At 66.6% G+C, this 18,304-nt stretch carries 14 protein-coding genes; 10 read left to right on the forward strand and 4 right to left on the reverse strand.

What is annotated here, in order from left to right; translation table 11 throughout:
* Nucleotides 1-5 precede the first annotated feature (5 nt).
* Nucleotides 6-1,100: an aa3-type cytochrome oxidase subunit II gene (gene ctaC, locus ACX1NL_RS08190; RefSeq protein ID WP_181888761.1), complete on the reverse strand. Its 1,095-nt coding sequence runs from the start codon at nucleotides 1,098-1,100 to the stop codon at nucleotides 6-8.
* 345 nt (nucleotides 1,101-1,445) lie between these two features.
* On the opposite strand from ctaC, the gene asnB reads away from it, so the two are divergent.
* Nucleotides 1,446-3,368, forward strand: coding sequence for an asparagine synthase (glutamine-hydrolyzing) (gene asnB, locus ACX1NL_RS08195; RefSeq protein WP_458897844.1), 1,923 nt, complete (start codon nucleotides 1,446-1,448; stop codon nucleotides 3,366-3,368).
* Between the two features lie 61 nt (nucleotides 3,369-3,429).
* Nucleotides 3,430-4,416, forward strand: coding sequence for a S41 family peptidase (locus ACX1NL_RS08200; RefSeq protein WP_239306643.1), 987 nt, complete (start codon nucleotides 3,430-3,432; stop codon nucleotides 4,414-4,416).
* 64 nt (nucleotides 4,417-4,480) lie between these two features.
* Here ACX1NL_RS08200 and ACX1NL_RS08205 read toward each other — a convergent pair whose 3' ends face one another.
* Nucleotides 4,481-4,825, reverse strand: coding sequence for a HesB/IscA family protein (locus tag ACX1NL_RS08205; protein WP_034998489.1), 345 nt, complete (start codon nucleotides 4,823-4,825; stop codon nucleotides 4,481-4,483).
* A gap of 140 nt (nucleotides 4,826-4,965) precedes the next feature.
* On the opposite strand from ACX1NL_RS08205, the gene ACX1NL_RS08210 reads away from it, so the two are divergent.
* Both ACX1NL_RS08210 and ACX1NL_RS08215 read left to right on the forward strand, forming a co-directional pair.
* Nucleotides 4,966-5,670 carry a DUF3043 domain-containing protein gene (locus ACX1NL_RS08210; protein ID WP_181888764.1) on the forward strand — a complete coding sequence of 235 codons (705 nt, stop codon included), beginning with the start codon at nucleotides 4,966-4,968 and terminating at the stop codon, nucleotides 5,668-5,670.
* A gap of 3 nt (nucleotides 5,671-5,673) precedes the next feature.
* Nucleotides 5,674-6,660 (forward strand): nicotinate-nucleotide--dimethylbenzimidazole phosphoribosyltransferase, encoded by a 987-nt coding sequence (locus ACX1NL_RS08215; RefSeq protein WP_239306644.1) that lies wholly within the window; start codon nucleotides 5,674-5,676, stop codon nucleotides 6,658-6,660.
* Here ACX1NL_RS08215 and ACX1NL_RS08220 read toward each other — a convergent pair.
* Nucleotides 6,657-7,763 (reverse strand): branched-chain amino acid aminotransferase, encoded by a 1,107-nt coding sequence (locus ACX1NL_RS08220; protein WP_458897845.1) that lies wholly within the window; start codon nucleotides 7,761-7,763, stop codon nucleotides 6,657-6,659. The genes ACX1NL_RS08215 and ACX1NL_RS08220 overlap by 4 nt on opposite strands.
* Before the next feature lie 70 nt (nucleotides 7,764-7,833).
* Here ACX1NL_RS08220 and ACX1NL_RS08225 point away from each other — a divergent pair, with 70 nt between their 5' ends.
* Nucleotides 7,834-9,321: a leucyl aminopeptidase gene (locus ACX1NL_RS08225; protein ID WP_458897846.1), complete on the forward strand. Its 1,488-nt coding sequence runs from the start codon at nucleotides 7,834-7,836 to the stop codon at nucleotides 9,319-9,321.
* Between the two features lie 211 nt (nucleotides 9,322-9,532).
* Here the strand turns inward: ACX1NL_RS08225 and ACX1NL_RS08230 are convergent, their stop codons facing one another.
* Nucleotides 9,533-9,928 carry an oxidoreductase gene (locus tag ACX1NL_RS08230; protein WP_458897847.1) on the reverse strand — a complete coding sequence of 132 codons (396 nt, stop codon included), beginning with the start codon at nucleotides 9,926-9,928 and terminating at the stop codon, nucleotides 9,533-9,535.
* A 122-nt stretch (nucleotides 9,929-10,050) separates the two neighbouring features.
* Between ACX1NL_RS08230 and sucB the strand changes: the two genes are divergently transcribed.
* The 5 genes from sucB (at nucleotide 10,051) to gcvH (ending at nucleotide 18,289) form a co-directional block, all read left to right on the forward strand.
* Nucleotides 10,051-12,153: a 2-oxoglutarate dehydrogenase, E2 component, dihydrolipoamide succinyltransferase gene (gene sucB / locus ACX1NL_RS08235; protein WP_239306648.1), complete on the forward strand. Its 2,103-nt coding sequence runs from the start codon at nucleotides 10,051-10,053 to the stop codon at nucleotides 12,151-12,153.
* A 71-nt stretch (nucleotides 12,154-12,224) separates the two neighbouring features.
* Nucleotides 12,225-13,925: a dihydroxyacetone kinase family protein gene (locus tag ACX1NL_RS08240; RefSeq protein WP_458897848.1), complete on the forward strand. Its 1,701-nt coding sequence runs from the start codon at nucleotides 12,225-12,227 to the stop codon at nucleotides 13,923-13,925.
* Between the two features lie 74 nt (nucleotides 13,926-13,999).
* Nucleotides 14,000-16,813, forward strand: a complete 2,814-nt coding sequence (gene gcvP, locus ACX1NL_RS08245) for an aminomethyl-transferring glycine dehydrogenase (protein ID WP_458897849.1) — start codon at nucleotides 14,000-14,002, stop codon at nucleotides 16,811-16,813.
* A gap of 13 nt (nucleotides 16,814-16,826) precedes the next feature.
* The gene (gene gcvT / locus ACX1NL_RS08250; protein ID WP_458897850.1) at nucleotides 16,827-17,900 is read left to right on the forward strand and encodes a glycine cleavage system aminomethyltransferase GcvT; all 1,074 of its coding nucleotides are present in this window, start codon (nucleotides 16,827-16,829) and stop codon (nucleotides 17,898-17,900) included.
* A gap of 2 nt (nucleotides 17,901-17,902) precedes the next feature.
* Nucleotides 17,903-18,289, forward strand: a complete 387-nt coding sequence (gene gcvH, locus ACX1NL_RS08255; RefSeq protein ID WP_181888773.1) for a glycine cleavage system protein GcvH — start codon at nucleotides 17,903-17,905, stop codon at nucleotides 18,287-18,289.
* Nucleotides 18,290-18,304: the final 15 nt, after the last annotated feature.

The raw sequence follows: 18,304 nt of genomic DNA on the forward strand, positions 1-18,304 counted from the left end.
CTTTCTTAAACGTTCGCGTTCGGGTCGACAGTGTTGTTGCCGTCGCGGGTCGCATCGCGCTGGGTGACGAACGGACGGGTGGAGGTTGCGTACGGATCCTCGCCGATAGACTTCAGTGCCTCGGAGTTCGGTGCGTCCGGGTTGTCGCGGCGGAACTGGATGTACTGCTCGAACTTCTCCGGGCTCACGGCGCGGACCTCGAAGTTCATCATCGAGTGGTAGGTGCCGCACATCTCGGCGCAACGGCCGACGAATGCGCCTTCCTTCTCAATGCGCTCGATCTGGAACGCGCGCTGCTGCTGGTTGTTCTCCGGGTGCGCGTAGACGTCGCGCTTGAACAGGAACTCCGGAACCCAGAACGCGTGGTTCACGTCGCCGGAGGCGAGGCGGAACTCGATCGCGGTGTCGGTCGGCAGCACCAGCACCGGCACCTCTTCGGTGGAGCCGATGGTCTCAATCTCGTTGAAGTTGAGGTAGGACTGGTCGCCCATGGAGGTGCCGTGAATCGGGTTCGCGTTGTGCATGTCCTCCGGGTCGTACTTGGTTTCCTCGGCGAGCGCCTGACGCTCGGAGTCCAGACCGTCGTAGTCCTTGCCGTCCTCGGTCAGGTCGCCGGCAACGTTGGCGTAGCCGAACTTCCAGTTCCACTGGTAGCCGGTGACATCCACGGTCACCTTAGGGTCCTTGTCCAGGGCGGTGGTCTTGGTCTGCGCCTGGACGGTGAAGAAGAACAGCACCATCACAATGATGACCGGCAGGATGGTCAGGCCCAGCTCGAGGCCGACGTTGTACTGCAGCTGGCGCGGGAACTCGCCGGCACCCTTCTTGGCGCGAGCCTTACCGTTCCAACGGACGATGGCCATGATGAACAGGCCCCACATGATGATGCCGATAATCCAGGCGGCAAGCCAGGTCCACACCCAGAAGTTGTACATCTGGGTGCCCTCCGGGGTGACCGGGTCCGGCCAGCCCATGTCGAGGATGTTTGCGAGCGCCTCCGGCGCAGCAACGTCACAGCCGGCAAGCCCGAAGCTGCCGAGCAGGAGCGCGCCCGCGACGCCGAGCTTCCTGGCGATACCGCGGTTTACTTCCTTATCCACGTGTGTCTGCCTTCCTGTCCACACTAAAAACACTGAATGCCCATGCTCATGACAGAACATTCTTACGTGGTCAGAATAGTTCATCTCGCCTACCCCGTCGGAATCTCGGAGGGAGGCGCAGCCGCGGGCACCGGGGGAACGTCGATAAGCAAGTGCTTAGCGACGATAACGCTTCGCCAAGCAAACGAACCCGTGAAAAAGTTCATCCATAAGTTGGCCCCCTTATGGGGCACGGCGAAAGTTGGGCGGTTCCGGTTCACGAAAACGGGACGCAAAACCTTATTGTTGAGGGGACTTCCCGCCGCGTAGCAACGGCGCACCTTATATATACGGAGAGGTTTGAGTATGTGTGGCCTTCTTGCCCTGCTTAGCGCGGACGCAAACGCAGCCAAGTTCGTTGATGCTGTCGAGCGCGCCCTGCCGTGCATGTACCACCGCGGCCCGGACGCCGCCGGCACCTGGAACGACGACTCTGCGGTGTTCGGGTTTAATCGCCTGGCCATCATCGATATCGAGCACTCCCACCAGCCGCTGCGCTGGGGGCCGGCGGACAACCCGGAGCGCTACGCGCTGACGTTCAACGGCGAGATTTACAACTACATCGAGCTGCGCGAGGAGCTCCAGTCCGCCGGCTACACCTTCAACACCAGCGGCGACGGCGAGCCGATCGTGGTTGGGTACCACCACTGGGGCGCGAACGTGGTCGAGCACCTGCGCGGCATGTTCGCCTTCGTCATCTGGGACACCGAGACGCAGACGATGTTTGCGGCGCGCGACCAGTTCGGTATCAAGCCGCTGTTCTACGCCACCACGGACAAGGGCACGGTGTTCGCCTCCGAGAAGAAGTCCATCCTGGAGATGGCGCCGGAGCTCGGTCTAGGCCTGGACCTTGATCGCCGCGCGATCGAGCACTACGTGGACCTGCAGTACGTGCCCGAGCCGGAGAGCCTGCACAAGGAGATCCGCCGTGTCGAGTCCGGCTGCACCGTCACCTTAAAGCCGGGCGGCGAGGTGCACTCGGACCGCTACTTCAAGCCGCACTTTCAGTCCCAGCCGGTGACGAAGGGCAAGGAGCAGGACCTCTACGACCGCATCGCGCGTGCGCTGGAGAACTCCGTGGAAAAGCACATGCGTGCCGACGTCACCGTGGGCTCGTTCCTCTCCGGCGGCATCGACTCCACCGCCATTGCCACGCTGGCCAAGCGCCACAACCCGGACCTGCTCACCTTCACCACCGGTTTCGAGCGCGAGGGCTACTCCGAGGTCGACGTGGCCGCCGAGTCCGCCGAGGCGATCGGTGTCGAGCACATCGTGAAAATTGTCTCCCCCGAGGAGTACGCCGAGGCCATCCCGAAAATCATGTGGTACCTGGACGACCCGGTGGCGGACCCGTCGCTGGTGCCGCTGTTCTTCGTGGCGCAGGAGGCCCGCAAGCACGTCAAGGTGGTACTCTCCGGCGAGGGCGCCGACGAGCTGTTCGGCGGCTACACCATCTACAAGGAGCCGCTGTCGCTCGCGCCGTTTGAGAAGCTGCCAGGTGCGCTGAACAAGGGCCTGAACCGTTTGAGCCGCGTGCTGCCGGAGGGGATGAAGGGCAAGAGCCTGCTCGAGCGCGGCACCACCCCGATCGAGGACCGCTACTACGGCAACGCCCGCTCCTTCAACTTCGACCAGCTCAACCGCGTGCTGCCGTGGGCGAAGCGCGAGTGGGACCACCGCGAGGTCACCGCCCCGATCTACGCCGCCTCCACCGAGATGGACCCAGTGGCGCGCATGCAGAACCTGGACCTGTTCACCTGGATGCGCGGCGACATCCTGGTCAAGGCCGACAAGATGAACATGGCCAACTCCCTCGAGCTGCGCGTGCCGTTCTTGGACAAGGAGGTCTTCGAGGTCGCCCAGACCATCCCGTTTGATCAAAAGATCGCCAACGGCACCACCAAGTACGCGCTGCGCAAGGCGATGGAGCAGATCGTGCCGCCGCACGTGCTGCACCGTAAGAAGCTGGGCTTCCCGGTGCCGATGCGCCACTGGCTGGCCGGCGACGAGCTCTTCGGCTGGGCGCAGGACACCATCCGCGAGTCCCAGACCGACGACATCTTTGCCAAGGACCAGGTGATGGAGATGCTCAAGGAACACCGCGACGGTGTCTCCGACCACTCCCGCCGACTGTGGACGGTGCTGGCGTTCATGGTCTGGCACGGCATCTTTGTCGAGCACCGCATCGACCCGCAGATCGAGCACAAGGACTACCCGGTCCAGCTCTAGCGCAGCCATTTTCCGGCGAATCTGGCTGCCGGCATGACGGCTGCCTGGTTCAATGGTTTGCATGTCAACTGCACGGAAAGTCCTCATCGCAGTAGCCGGCGTCCTCGGCGCGCTGATACTTGTCGCCGTCGCCGCCGCGTTCGTCTACGGCCCCACCATGACCGCGAAGTTTTCGGGAACCGCGCGATTCTGGGGCACGGACACACCACGCCGCTACGCAAAGACAGTGTTGGATCTGTCGGAGGAGGGCATCTACGGCGACTCCGAGGAGTTCCGGGCCGCGCGCGCCGCAGCCGAAGATGCGGTTCAGGGGGCATCTTCGCGTGACGACGTCCGCTCCGCCCTCAACGATGCCGTGAAGGCTGCCGGCGGCAAGCACTCCAAGCTCATCGAGCCTGGTGCCGAGCAGGACAACGCAAGTGAAGCGGACACCCGCTCCCCGTCTGTGAATGTCAAAGACGGCGTGGCCTGGGCGACGGTGCCCGGTGTGGGCCGCCACGACGACGGCCAGCATTACGCCGACACGCTTGCCAAGGGGCTGGCTGCCGCTCGCGACGGCGGTGCCTGCGGCGCGGTGGTGGACCTCCGCGGCAACGACGGAGGCGACATGGGGCCGATGCTCGCCGGGGTCTCTCCCCTACTGCCGGACGGCACAGCACTGGAGTTTGTCTCCAACGCGTACTCCAGCCCCGTGACGATCGAGGGCAACGGGGTGCGCGGCGGCGGTAGTCCGACGACTACCTCCGGCGGCAAGTGGGACGCGCCGGTCGCAGTGCTTGTCGACGGCGATACCGCTTCCTCCGCCGAAGCGACCATGCTGGCGTTCCGAGGCTTGGACCACGCCAAGAGTTTCGGCACCCCGACAGCCGGCTACGCCTCAGCCAACATGGTCTACGACTTCCCCGATGGCAGCGCACTGATGCTGACCATTGCGAAAGATAAGGCACGCACCGGCGAAGTTTTCTCCGAAGACCCGATCCAGCCCGATGAGCCCGGCGGCGAAGACGCAGCCCTCGCGTGGCTCGCGGCCGAGCACAGCTGCGCATAAGACGCGAAAAAGCTCCGCACTGTGTGACGGTGCGGAGCTTTAGTCGTCGATAAGCACGAAGTGCTTAGTTGAAGCTGTCGCCGCAGGCGCAGGCGGAACCCGCGTTCGGGTTATCGATGGTGAAGCCCTGCTGCTCGATGGTGTCCGCGAAATCGATGGTGGCGCCCATGAGGTACGGCACGCTCATCTTGTCCACGACCAGGCGCACGCCGCCGACCTCGTCGGCCTTGTCGCCGTCCAGGTCACGGTCGTCGAAGTAGAGCTGGTAGCGCAGGCCGGCGCAGCCGCCCGGCTGGACAGCGATACGCAGGGACAGGTCGTTGCGGCCCTCCTGATCAAGCAGGGCCTTCGCCTTCGCAGCGGCGGCCTCGGTGAGGTTCACGCCGGTGGTAGAGGTGGGGGCAGTCATTGCAGTCTCCTTCGTGCCTCGACTCAAGTCTTTCGATGTGGAGTGGCGCCCATGCTACGCGCCACTGGCCATGCACAGTGCAACCGGTAGGCGTGCCGGGTTATTCCACTCCCGCACGCGGGCCTTGTAGCCTAATGAGCGTGAAACTTCCCTGGCAGAAAACCGAGCAGAGCGCAGACGCGGCGCAGGGCTCGACGAAGGTCGAGCTGCCTGAGGCTGAGCAGGCCGAGCAGACGGGGGAAAAGCTCCCTAAGGGCTACACCCCGCCGAAGGGCCGCCCGACGCCGAAGCGCATCGACCAAGAGATCAAGCGCGGCGTGGTGCGCGACCCGAACGCCGCCACCCCGGCGCAGATCCGTCAGCGCGAAAAAGAGCTGAAGAAGACCATGTCCAAGGAGGAGTGGAAGGCGCACAAGAAGCAGGTGCGGGAGGAAAACCGCGCCCGCAACCGCGAGATCCAGGCCCGCATGGACGCCGGCGACGAGCGCTACCTCACCGAGCGCGACCGCGGCGAGGTGCGCGGGTTCGTGCGCGACTGGGTGGATTCCAAGCGCTTCTTCAACAACTACGTCATGCCAGCCGCGCTGGTGCTCTTGCTGATCATGCTGATCGGCACCTGGCTACCGCGCGTGTCCGCCGTGCTGTCGCTGCTGAGCCTGCTGTTCATGCTGACCATCTTCATCGAGGGGTTCATCATCGGCATCCGGGCCAACCGCGCCGTGCGCGAGAAGTTCCCGGAGGCCGACACCGGCTTCGGCCTGGGCATGTACGCCTTCTCCCGCGCCACCCAGCCGCGCAACTGGCGCACCCCGAAGCCGCGCGTGGCCGTGGGCGAGAAGGTTTAGGCCATGCAGTTTCCACCGGTTGACGCCCCGAAGCAGTCCCACGGCCACGCCGTCGCCGACGCCTTGGCTGGCTCTGCTGCGGGGCTGGCGCTGGGCAGGCTGGGTTCTCTGGCGTCCAGGATCGCCTCGGTGCAGGGCACGGATGTCCCCGCCCCGTTTGCCCGTCCGCGGGTTGTGATCGTGGCGGGCAAGCACGGCGTTGCCGCGCGCGGCGTGTCCGCGTGGACGGAAGACGCCGGCGACGTGCAGGCCGAGCAGCTGCGCGCCGGCGGCGGCCCGGCCCACGCCGCGGCGCGACTGGCAGGTGCGACGGTGCGCTTCATCGGCGACTACCTGGACACCCCCACCGGCGCCATCGACGTGGAGCCCGCCACCTCCCCCGAGGTGTTCGACGCCGCCCTCGCCGCCGGCGCCGAGGTGGCGGACAACGAGATCGATTCGGGCGCGGACCTGATCATCCCCGGCGACATCGGGGTGGGCAACACCACCGTCGCTGCGGCGGTCTACGGCGTATTCACCCGCACCGAGCCGGTGAAGGCCATCGGCCGCGGCTCCGGCATCAACGACAAGGTGTGGAAGGTCAAAGTCGCCGCGGTGCGCGACGCAATGTTCCGCGTGCGCGACTTCCGCGAGGACACCGAGTGCGTCTGCGCCGAACTGACCGGCCCGGACTTCGCGTTTTTGGTCGGGCTGATCGCCCAGTCCGCCGCGCGCCGCACCCCGGTGCTCATCGGCGAGGCCTACCCCACCCTCGCCGCCTACGTGGCCGAGCGTCTCGCCCCCGGCACGAAAGACTGGCTCATCGCCGGCCAATCCACCGCGGAACCGGCCCACGCCGGCTGCCTCGAGGCACTGGGCCTGACGCCAGTACTGGCGCTGGAAATGAAAACGGGCCAGGGCGCAGGGGCCCTGGCCGCGCTTGGTCAGCTCAACCTCGCCGCTGAGTTGGCGGGTGAGGTGCTGGCCGAAGGTGCGTCGATAGGCAATTAGCTCTCGATGAGCACGGTGTTCCAGCCGTGGGTGTCCTCCGCGTCGCCGGTCTGGATGCCGCGGAGGCGCTCGCGCATGGCCATGGTGATCTCGCCGGCCTCGTTGTTGTTCACCGTGAATTCGCCCTCGTTGGACTTCACGGTGCCCACCGGGGTGATCACGGCCGCGGTGCCGCACGCCATGGTCTCGGTGATCGTGCCGTCCTCGACGCCTTGGCGCCACTGCTCGACGGTGATCTTGCGCTCCTCGGCGGTGTAGCCCAGGTCCTCGGCCACCTGGAGCAGCGACTTGCGGGTAATCCCCGGCAGCAGCGAGCCGGTCAGCTCGGGGGTGATGATCTTCGCGTCCGCGCCCGAGCCCTCGACGAACATGAGGTTCATGCCGCCCATCTCCTCGATGTACTTGCGCTCGATCGCGTCGAGCCAGACCACCTGGTCGCAGCCCTTCTCCGCCGCCTGCTGCTGCGCGAGCAGGGACGCGGCGTAGTTGCCGGCGAACTTCGCGTCGCCCGTTCCGCCGGGGGCCGCGCGGACGTAGTCCTCGGAGATCCAGACGCTCACCGGCTTGATGCCGCCGGAGAAGTACGCCCCTGCCGGGGAGGCGATGATGTAGAAGCTGTAGCTCGACGACGGCTTCACGCCCAGTGTCTTCTCCGTGCCGATCATGAACGGGCGCAGGTACAGCGACGCCTCGCCGCCGGCCTCCGGCACCCAGGCCTTGTCAATGTCCACGATCTGGCGCACCGCCTCCAGGAAGACCTCCTCCGGCAGCTCCGGCATGGCCATGCGATTGGCGGAGTTGTTCAGGCGCTTCGCGTTCTGCTCGGGGCGGAACGCGGTGATGCTGCCGTCCGCGTGGCGGTAGGCCTTCAGGCCCTCGAAGATGGCTTGGCCGTAGTGGAACACGTTGGACGCCGGATCCAGCGAGATCGGCTCGTTGGCGCGTACCTGCGCGTTGTGCCAGCCTTCGTCCTCGGTCCAGTCGATGGAGACCATGTGGTCCGTGAACTGCTGGCCAAACGCCGGGTCTTCGAGGATCTTCGCGCGCTCGGCGTCGGGGGTGGGGTTTGCGGTGGGGGTAATTGTGAATTCGATCTCAGCCATACCGGCCAGGGTACTCCCCTCATTCAGTACCCTCACAGGGTGTAATTGCCCGCACAACGAAAGGACATCCATGGCCTTCGACATCAGCCTCCCCGCCCGCGGCACCACGGTGCGCACGACGCTCGGCGCCACCGCCCCTGAGGGTGCGGCGCTGCTTATCCCCGTCGCGAACGGCGAGGACGGCATCGAGGTCCCGGTCACCGCACTCGCCCCGAAGGGTCTGCTGGAAGCGCTGGTTGCGGTCGGCGCCAAGGGCACCGAGGGCGAGGTGACGCATCTGCTTATCGACGGCTCCCTGGTCACCGCATTCGGCCTCGGCGACGCCTCCGAGATCGACGACGAAGCCGTCCGCCGCGGCGTGGGTGCGGCAGCGCGCGCGTTGAACGACGTGGAGCGCGCCGCCATCTCCGCCGAGTTCGGCGTCACCCCCGTGGTGGAGGGCCTGCTTTTGGGCGGCTACACCTACACCGGCCTGAAGTCCCAGGCCGAGGTGCAGGACGACGAGAACACCGACGCCGAGACGCCGCAGACCACCGAGGTCACCGTCGTCGGCGCCGACGAGGCCGAGTACAACGCCGCCGTGATCGTCACCGAGTCCGTGAACCTGGCGCGCGACCTGGTCAACACCCCGGCGAACTACCTCTACCCCGAGTCCTACGCGTCCGTCATGGGCGAGGTCGCCTCCACGGCTGGCCTGGACATCGAGGTGCTCGACGAGGCCGCGCTGGAGGAGCAGGGCTTCGGCGGCATCCTGTCCGTGGGCCGCGGCTCCTCGCGCCCGCCGCGCCTGGTGCACCTGACCTGGGCGCCCTCCGGGGCATCGAAGAAGGTCGCGCTGGTGGGCAAGGGCATCACCTTCGACACCGGCGGCATTTCGCTGAAGCCCGGCTCCGGCATGGAGGACATGATCTCGGACATGGGCGGCTCCGCAGCCCAGCTCGCCGTCATCGCGGCGGCGGCGCGCCTTGAACTGCCGGTGCGCGTCGACGCCTGGCTGCCCCTGGCGGAGAACATGCCGTCCGGCACCGCCACCCGCCCGGGCGATGTAATCACCCATTATGGCGGCATCACCAGCGAGGTCATCAACACCGACGCCGAGGGACGCCTCGTGCTTGCCGACGCCATCGCCCGCGCCTGCGAAGACGGCCCCGCCTACCTCATCGAAACCGCGACTTTGACCGGCGCTCAGCTGGTGGCGCTGGGCAACCGCACCGCCGGCGTGATGGGCTCCGACGAGCTGCGCGACCTCATCGCCGAGACCGGCCGAGGCGTGGGCGAGCAGGCCTGGGCCATGCCGCTTCTGGAAGAGCAGGAGGACGAGCTGAAGTCCCCCATCGCCGACATCCGCAACACCCACAACGCGCGCACCGGCGGCATGCTCTTTGCGGGCCTGTACCTGTCCCGCTTCGTGCCGGAGGACGTCGAGTGGGCGCACATCGACATCGCCGGCCCCGCCTGGAACGGCGGCGCCCCCTACGGATACACCCCGAAGCGTGCCACTGGCGCGCCTGTGCGGACGATTGTGGAGACGTTGTCGCGCCTCGTCGATAAGCAATAAGAGTCGGCGACGCTCCGGCGCTCGCAAGATCTGACAACAGCCCTACATTTCCGCAGGTCGCCACGGGCCGATTTCGGCAGAATGTCAACTTTTACGAGGTTGTCCGCAATGCGGAGCCCGCAAACGGCGTCTTTTGTACGAATCAACAACGCCCCGGCGTTTTCCCAGGTGGGAAACCAGCACGCCGGGGCGTTTTGTCGATTCGTACAAACTAGCCGTAGGGGTTTTCGCCGCGCTCGAACCGGGCGCGGCGCTGCTTTTGCTCCTCGCGCTTGCACAGAATGCGCTCCTGCTCGATCTTTTTGCGCATGCGGTCGGGGTAGCCGGTCTCCTCGACGTCGTAGAGCATGATGCCCAGCATGTCGGCCACCTGGTCGATGCCCTTGGGGCCGCCGATACGGCGGCGGGTGTAATTGCCCTTCTCGTCGACGAGGACGACGGACATCTCGTTGACCATTGTTTCCGGCTCGACAAAACCCTCGACATAGGACCTGCCGACGACCCAGTCGCGCAGGTACTGCGCATCGTCCGGACGAATCGTCTCCCCCGGCGCGCGGGGTGGTTTAAACGTCGTGGACTTCTTGCCTTTGCCGAACAGGTTGAACACGTCACACATCATACGGGGCGTCTCGGGTAGAAAAGGTCACCCCTTGGGCGACGTGCGGGGCGTGTTACAGGTACGCTTTATGCCTGTATAGCTTCCAACGTTTCAATGAGGAGACTTAAGAAATGGCGCACTCAGTTGAGATGCCCGAGCTGGGCGAATCGGTCACCGAAGGCACGATCACCACGTGGCTGAAGGAAGTCGGCGACACGGTCGAGGTGGACGAGCCGCTGCTCGAGGTCTCCACCGACAAGGTCGACACCGAAATCCCGTCCCCGGTCGCAGGCGTGATCCTGGAGATCAAGGCCGAGGAGGACGACACCGTTGAGATCGGCGACGTGATCGCCATCATCGGCGACGAGGGCGAGGAAGCGGACTCTTCCTCCGACAAGAAGGAAGAGAAGGCTGAGGCTGAGGAGCCGGCCGAAGAAAAGACCGAGGAGAAGGCTGAGGCGCCGAAGAAGGACGACAAGCCGGCCAAGAAGGCCTCCGGCGACGCCACCGACGTGGAGATGCCGGAGCTGGGCGAGTCCGTCACCGAGGGCACCATCACCACCTGGCTGAAGGAAGTCGGCGACGAGGTTGAGGTGGACGAGCCGCTGCTCGAGGTCTCCACCGACAAGGTCGACACCGAGATCCCGTCCCCGGTTGCCGGCACCCTGATCGAGATCCTGGCTGAAGAGGACGACACCGTCGAGGTCGGCGACGTCATCGCCCGCGTCGGCGACGCTGATGCTGCAGCAGCTTCCGACGACTCCAACGAGGACGAGGCAGAGGCAGAGGAGCCGGCCGAGGAGAAGGAAGAGCCCAAGGAAGAGAAGAAGGCCGAGCCGAAGAAGAAGTCTTCCGGCGGTGCAGGCACCAAGGTTGAGATGCCGGAGCTCGGCGAGTCCGTCACCGAGGGCACCATCACCACCTGGCTGAAGTCCGTCGGCGACATGGTCGAGGTCGACGAGCCGCTGCTCGAGGTCTCCACCGACAAGGTCGACACCGAGATCCCGTCCCCGGTCGAGGGCACCATCCTGGAGATCCTGGCCGAGGAAGACGACACCGTAGAGGTCGGCGATGTCATCGTGATCATCGGCGACGCTGACGCCGCCGTCGAGGAAGACGATGCCGACGAGGCTGAAGAGGCTGAGGCGCCGGCCGAGGAAAAGGCTGAAGAGAAGCCGGAACCGAAGCAGGAAGAACCGAAGGCCGAGAAGACCGAGAAGGCTGACAAGGCTGACTCCAAGAACGCGTCCGCCAAGGTCAACAACGGCGACAACGTCCCGTACGTCACCCCGCTGGTGCGCAAGCTCGCCGACAAGCACGGCGTGGACCTGAACACGGTTGAGGGCACCGGCGTCGGCGGCCGCATCCGCAAGCAGGACGTCCTGGCCGCTGCCGAGGGCGGCAAGGCCGAGGGCGCCGCTGACGCAGCTGCGGCGAAGGGCGACGAGAAGGCGGCCCCGAAGGGCCCGCGCGCAAACTGGTCCACCAAGTCCGTGGATCCGGCGAAGGCGGAGCTCATCGGCACCACCCAGCGCGTGAACCGCATCCGCGAGATCACCGCCGCGAAGATGGTGGAGTCCCTGCAGACCACCGCGCAGCTGACCCACGTGCAGGAGGTCGACGTGACTCGCGTTGCGGAGCTGCGTAAGAAGGTCAAGCCGGCATTCGTCGAGAAGCATGGCGCAAACATCACCTACCTGGCCTTCTTCATCAAGGCCACGGCAGAGGCGCTGGTGTCCCACCCGAACGTCAACGCCTCCTACGACGCTGACGCGAAGGAGATCACCTACCACTCCGACGTCAACATCGGCATCGCAGTGGATACCCCGATGGGTCTGCTGGTGCCGGTAATCAAGAAGGTGCAGGACATGAACCTGGCGGATATCGCGAAGGCGATCACCGACCTGGCGTCCCGCGCACGCGACAAGAAGCTGCGTCCGGACGACCTGTCCGGCGCGACCTTCACCGTGACCAACATCGGCTCCGAGGGCGCGCTGCTGGATACCCCGGTGCTGACCCCGCCGCAGGCCGGCATCCTGGGCACCGCCGCGATTGAGAAGCGCCCGGTCATCGTGACCGAGGACGGCATCGACTCCATCGCAATCCGCCAGATGTGCTACCTGCCGTTCACCTACGATCACCAGCTGATCGACGGTGCGGACGCGGGCCGTTTCGTAACCACGATCAAGGACCGCATCGAGCAGGGCGATTTCGAGGCTGATCTCGACATCTAGCCCCGGAATGCGCTGAACCCGGCACCGTTTCTCGGTGCCGGGTTTCGTCGTTTTTGGCATAAAGTGGCGGTATGGCTGACACGTTCAAATCATTTCGTAACTCCACCGACCACTTCATGCGCGAGGCCCTCGGCGGCCTTGTCGCCGCGCACCCATGCGCCGAGTGGCACGACGAGGGCTTCGTGGGGCTTTTGCTTGACGACGCCACCAAAGGCGAACCCCGAGTAGCCGTCATCTCCGGCGGCGGGTCCGGCCACGAACCGATGCACGCTGGTTTCATCGGCGCCGGCATGCTGGATGCGGCCTGCCCGGGCCTGCTGTTCACCTCCCCCAACGCGGTGCAGATCGGCGCGGCCACCGAGTGGGCCAACCGCGGCGCGGGCGTGGTGCACGTGGTGAAGAACTACACCGGCGACGTGATGAACTTCACCGTCGCCGCAAACCACGCCGACGCTGAGGTGGCGCAGGTGCTCGTGGACGACGACGTGGCCACCGAGATCGACAACGACGACTCGCCGGGCCGCCGCGGCACGGGTGCCACGGTGATCGTGGAGAAGGTCGCCGGCGCTGCGGCGGCGCGGGGCGACGACCTGCAGGCGGTGGCGGAGGTTGCCCAGCGCGCGGCGGATCAGTCCCGCAGCATGGCGGTGGCGCTGCAGCCGGGCCACTCCCCGACCTCGGACCGAGCGACGTTCGACTTGGGCGAAGGCCAGATCGAGATCGGCGTGGGCATCCACGGCGAGCCGGGCGTGGAGCGCCGCGACATCGCCGGCGCGCAGCTCACCGCCGCAGCCCTGGTGGAAGAGCTCCTGGATGGCATCCTGTCCTCGCTGCGCGACGCCGGCGTTGAGGGCGAGGACGTCATGCTGTTTGTCAACGGCCTCGGCGGTACGAGCCAGCTCGAGCAGGACCTGGTCTTCGGCGAGGCGGTCAAGCAGCTGACGCAACGCGGGCTGAAGGTGCGCCGCGGGATGCGCGGCACGCTGGTGACCTCGCTGAACATGGCGGGCATTTCGCTGACGCTCACCGTGGTCGACGACGAGCTGATCCAGCTCATCGACGCCGACACCGCCGCGCCCGCCTGGCCCGGCACCGTCGCAGATCCGGAGTACGCCGACGCGCGCATGGTCGACGACGAAACCCAGCCGGATTCCGGCGAGGAAAACGCGTGGCTGACCGGCTTTGTGGAGCGCCTCGCCGCCAGCTACGACGACCTGACTGCCCTGGACCGCGAGGCCGGCGACGGCGACTTCGGTCAGAATATGGAGGCAGCCTTTGGTGACGTCGTCAGGCCTGTGCGGGGTGCTGATGCAGAGGTGCTGAATTTCTTCGCCCACCGCATGCTGGTGCGCGCCGGCGGCACCTCCGGTGCGGTGCTGGGCACGCTCTTCCGCCAGATGGCGGACGCGTTCGAGGACGCCGGCGTGGATTCACGCGACGCGGACGGCGCCGCGTTTGCCGGGGCGCTCGCGGAGGGGCTGCAGCGCGGCGTCGACGCCATCACGGAGCTCGGCGGCGCGAAGGAGGGCGACAACACGCTCGTCGACGCCCTCGCACCGGCCGCCCGCGCCGCCAAGGACGCCACCGGCAGCGTCGACGAGGTGCTCGAGCACGTCTTCGCCCCGGCGGTCGAGGGCGCGAAGGCGACCCGCGGCATGCAGGCGAAAAAGGGCCGCGCGTCCTACCTCGGCGAGAGCGCGAAAGACGTGCCGGATCCGGGTGCGATCGCGGTGACGTGGCTGTTCGGAGAAGCGGGTGTAGACGAGTTCTAAATCGGGCTTTCTGGGGCTGAGAAACAGCTAAGCTGTCGCGTGGTTATCACGACCCGATTTTCAAGGAGCCCCAGTTGGATTACATCTCCCGCCATATCGGCCCAGACCAGGCAGAACAGCAGAAAATGCTGGATGCCCTGGGTTACGATTCCATCGATGCGCTGATCAACGCCGCGGTGCCCTCCGGCATCCTGACGGAGCAGCCGCTCGACCTGCCGGAGGCGTTGACGGAGTACGAAGCCCAGGCCCGCCTGCGCGAGCTCGCAGACAAGAACACCGTGCTGCGCGCGTTCTACGGCCAGGGCTTCTCCTCCACCCTGACCCCGCCCGTGATCCGCCGCGGTGTGGTGGAGGACGCGGGCTGGTACACGGCGTACACGCCGTACCAGGCCGAGATTTCGCAGGGCCGCCTTGAGGCGCTGCTGAACTTCCAGACCATGGTGCAGGATCTCACCGGTTTGGACATCGCGAACGCATCGCTTCTCGACGAAGCATCCGCCGCCGCCGAAGCCGTCGGTTTGATGTCGCGTGTGGTGAAGAAGGGCCGCCGGGTGCTTCTGGATTCGCGCCTGCACCCGCAGGTGATCACAGTCGCCTCCGAGCGCGCCCGCGCGATCGACCTGGAGGTCGAGGTGGTCAACCTGGCCGAGGGCGTGGTCGGCGAGGACCTGGTCGGCGCGGTGTTCGCGTACCCGGGCACCGAGGGCGACATCGTGGACCCGCGCCCGGTGATCGAGGCGATCCACGAGCGCGGCGGCCTGGTCGCCGTCGACGCCGACATCCTGGCCCTGACGCTGCTTGAGTCCCCGGGCGAGTTCGGCGCGGACATCGCCATCGGCACCACGCAGCGCTTCGGCGTGCCGCTGTTCTACGGCGGCCCGCACGCGGCCTACATGGCGGTGCGCGAGAAGCTGCAGCGCCAGATGCCGGGCCGTCTGGTGGGCGTGTCCAAGGACGCCGAGGGCTACCCCGCCTACCGCCTGGCGCTGCAGACCCGCGAGCAGCACATCCGCCGCGAGCGCGCCACCTCCAATATCTGCACCGCGCAGGCGCTGCTGGCGGTGACCGCGTCGATGTACGCCGTCTACCACGGCCCTGCAGGTTTGACCGAGATCGCGCGCGCGGTGCACCAGCGTGCGGCGGACTTCGCGGCGTCGCTCGAGGCTGCCGGCGTGGCAGTCAAGCACGCCGAGTTCTTCGACACGGTGGCGGTTGAGGTTGCGGGGGCACCGGAGGTCGTCGCAAAGCTCGCGGATGCTGGGTACCTGGTCCGCGCGATCGACGAGACCACCGTCGGAGTGTCCTTCGGCGAGGACACCACCGACGCCGACGTCGAGGCGCTGCTGGCGGGCTTCGGCGCTTCCGCTACCGAAGGCGCCGCGCGCATCCCGGCAGCGCTGGAGCGTGAAACCGAGTTCCTCACCCACGAGACGTTCAACCGCATCCACTCCGAGACGCAGATGATGCGCTACATCCGCACGCTCGGCGACAAGGACCTCGCGCTGGACCGCACGATGATCCCGCTGGGCTCGTGCACCATGAAGCTCAACCCGACCGCCGGCCTGGAGGCGATCACCTGGCCGGGCTTCGCCAACGTGCACCCCTACACCCCCGACGAGTACACCGCGGGCTGGCGCGAGCTTATTAACCAAATCCGCTCCTGGCTGGTGGAAATCACCGGCTACGCCGAGGTGTCAGTGCAGCCGAACTCCGGCGCGACCGGCGAGCTGGCCGGCCTTCTGGCCATCCGCGCGTACCACGTGGCCAACGGCGACACCGAGCGCGACATCTGCCTCATCCCGGCCTCGGCGCACGGCACAAACGCGGCGTCGGCGACGCTGGCGAACCTGCGCGTCGTGGTGGTGAAGACCGCCGACGACGGCTCGATCGACCTTGAGGACCTGGACGCGAAGCTGGAAAAGCACGCCGACGCCGTGGCCGCGATCATGCTCACCTACCCGTCCACGCACGGCGTGTACGAGGAAGACGTGCGCGTGGTCTGCGACAAGGTGCACGCGGCCGGCGGGCAGGTCTACATCGACGGCGCGAACATGAACGCCCTGACTGGCATCGCGCGCCCGGGCGACTTCGGCGGCGACGTCTCGCACCTGAACCTGCACAAGACGTTCACCATCCCGCACGGCGGCGGCGGCCCGGGCGTGGGCCCGATCGGCGTGGGCGAGCACCTGATCCCGTTCCTGCCAGGCGACCCGACCGCCGCGGACGGCGAGGGCGGCGTGCCGGTGACCTCCACCCTGTACGGCTCGGCAGGCGTGCTGCCGATTTCCTGGTCGTACATCGCCATGTCCGGTGCCGCCGGCCTGCGCAGCGCCACCGAACACGCCGTGCTGGGCGCGAACTACATCGCACGCGCGCTGAACGACTCCTACCCGGTGCTCTACACCGGCAACGACGGCCTGGTCGGCCACGAGTGCATTCTGGACCTGCGCGAACTTACCGACGCCTCCGGTGTCACCGCGGCTGACGTAGCCAAGCGCCTGATCGACTACGGCTTCCACGCCCCCACCCTCGCCTTCCCGGTCGCCGGCACGCTGATGGTGGAGCCGACCGAGTCCGAGGACCTGGCCGAGCTGGACCGTTTCATCGAGGCGATGCGCTCCATCCGCGCCGAGATCCAGGAGATCATCGACGGCAACGTCGAGTACGAAAACTCCGTCGTGCACAACGCGCCGTTTACCGCCGCCAGCGTGATCCGCTCGGAATGGCCGTACGAGTTCACCCGCGAGAAGGCCGCCTACCCGGTTGCCTCGCTGGTGCACGCGAAGTACTTCCCGCCGGTGCGTCGCATCGACGAAGCCTTCGGCGACCGCAACCTCCAGTGCGCCTGCCCGCCGCCGGAAGCGTTTGACATCGAAACTGAGTCTTAAAGGAGAACCACCAATGCCACAGACCCCGCTGCATGCCACCCACGAGAAGCTCGGCGCCAGTTTCACCGACTTCGGCGGCTGGGAGATGCCGTTGAAGTACGGCTCGGAGCTGGAGGAGCACCGCGCCGTCCGCAACGACGTGGGCATCTTCGACCTGTCCCACATGGGCGAGATCACCGTCCAGGGCCCCGACGCCGCCGCGTTTTTGGACTACACCCTCATCTCCGACTTCTCCGCGCTGAAAGACGGCAAGGCGAAGTACTCCATGATCGTCGCCGAGGACGGCGGCATCCTGGACGACCTGATCACCTACCGCTTCAGCGAGAACCACTTCATGGTCGTGCCCAACGCCGCGAACACCGCCGCCGTGTGGGCCGCGTTTGAGGCCCGCAAGGGCGACTTCGACGTACAGCTGACCAACAATTCGGAATCGTTCGCGCTGGTTGCGGTCCAGGGCCCGCGTGCGCTCGAGGTGCTGGAGCCTTTGCTTAGCGACGACGCCTCCGCCCTGTCCTACTACTCCGGCGCGTGGATGACCCTCGACGGCGTGGAAACCTTCGTCGCCCGCACCGGCTACACCGGCGAGGACGGCTTCGAGCTGTTCTGCGCAAGCGATGACGCGCAGAAGGTGTGGGACGCCGTCATCGGCTCCGGCACCCCCTGCGGCCTGGCGGCGCGCGACTCGCTGCGCCTGGAAGCTTCGATGCCGCTCTACGGCCACGAGCTGACCGTCGAGATCACCCCGGTGGAGGCCGGCATGGGCCGCGCGTTTGCCAAGAAGGAGGCGGACTTCGTGGGCAAGGACGCGCTCACTGGCCGTGAACCGAGCGTCGTCATCGCGGGTTTGACCTCCGAGCAGCGCCGCGCCGCCCGCGAGGGCGCCGAGGTCTTCCTCGCAGGCTCGGACGACAAGATCGGCGTGGTCACCTCCGGCCAGCCGTCGCCGACGCTGGGCCACCCGGTCGCGCTCGCGCACCTGGACCCGGCGCATGCTGAGGAGGGCACGGAAGTGGAAATCGACATCCGCGGACGCCGTTACCCGTTTACTATTGCACCGACCCCGTTTTACTCCCGAAAGGACGCATAACCATGGAGCTGAAGCCGGACTTCTACTACTCCGAGGACCACGAGTGGATCAACGCCACCCCGGACGAAGCAGCAGGCAAGACTGTGCGCGTGGGCATTACCCACGTTGCGGCTGACCGCCTCGGCGAGGTCGTCTTCGCGGAGCTGCCGCAGGTCGGCGACACCGTCACCGCGGGCGAGACCTGTGGCGAGATCGAGTCCACCAAGTCCGTCTCCGACCTGTACTCCCCGGTCACCGGCACGGTCACCGCGGTCAACGAGGACATCGACGGTGCCTACGAGGCCATCAACAACGACCCGTACGGCGAGGGCTGGCTCTTCGAGGTGGAGGTCGAGGAGGTCGGCCCGCTGATGACCGCCGACGAGTACGCCTCCTCCAACGGCGTCTAAACCGGCGGGGACTAG

The sequence above is a fragment of the Corynebacterium sp. CQ3829_602738 genome, assembly GCF_054478435.1.

Bases quoted from the DNA above. Each gene is read 5' to 3' on its own strand.
- ACX1NL_RS08200 (WP_239306643.1), top strand. From the start codon at position 3,430: ATGTCAACTGCACGGAAAGTCCTCATCGCAGTAGCCGGCGTCCTCGGC.
- sucB (WP_239306648.1), top strand. From the start codon at position 10,051: ATGGCGCACTCAGTTGAGATGCCCGAGCTGGGCGAATCGGTCACCGAA.
- ACX1NL_RS08205 (WP_034998489.1), bottom strand. From the start codon at position 4,825: ATGACTGCCCCCACCTCTACCACCGGCGTGAACCTCACCGAGGCCGCC.
- gcvT (WP_458897850.1), top strand. From the start codon at position 16,827: ATGCCACAGACCCCGCTGCATGCCACCCACGAGAAGCTCGGCGCCAGT.
- gcvH (WP_181888773.1), top strand. From the start codon at position 17,903: ATGGAGCTGAAGCCGGACTTCTACTACTCCGAGGACCACGAGTGGATC.
- ACX1NL_RS08240 (WP_458897848.1), top strand. From the start codon at position 12,225: ATGGCTGACACGTTCAAATCATTTCGTAACTCCACCGACCACTTCATG.
- ACX1NL_RS08225 (WP_458897846.1), top strand. From the start codon at position 7,834: ATGGCCTTCGACATCAGCCTCCCCGCCCGCGGCACCACGGTGCGCACG.
- ACX1NL_RS08215 (WP_239306644.1), top strand. From the start codon at position 5,674: ATGCAGTTTCCACCGGTTGACGCCCCGAAGCAGTCCCACGGCCACGCC.
- asnB (WP_458897844.1), top strand. From the start codon at position 1,446: ATGTGTGGCCTTCTTGCCCTGCTTAGCGCGGACGCAAACGCAGCCAAG.
- ACX1NL_RS08220 (WP_458897845.1), bottom strand. From the start codon at position 7,763: ATGGCTGAGATCGAATTCACAATTACCCCCACCGCAAACCCCACCCCC.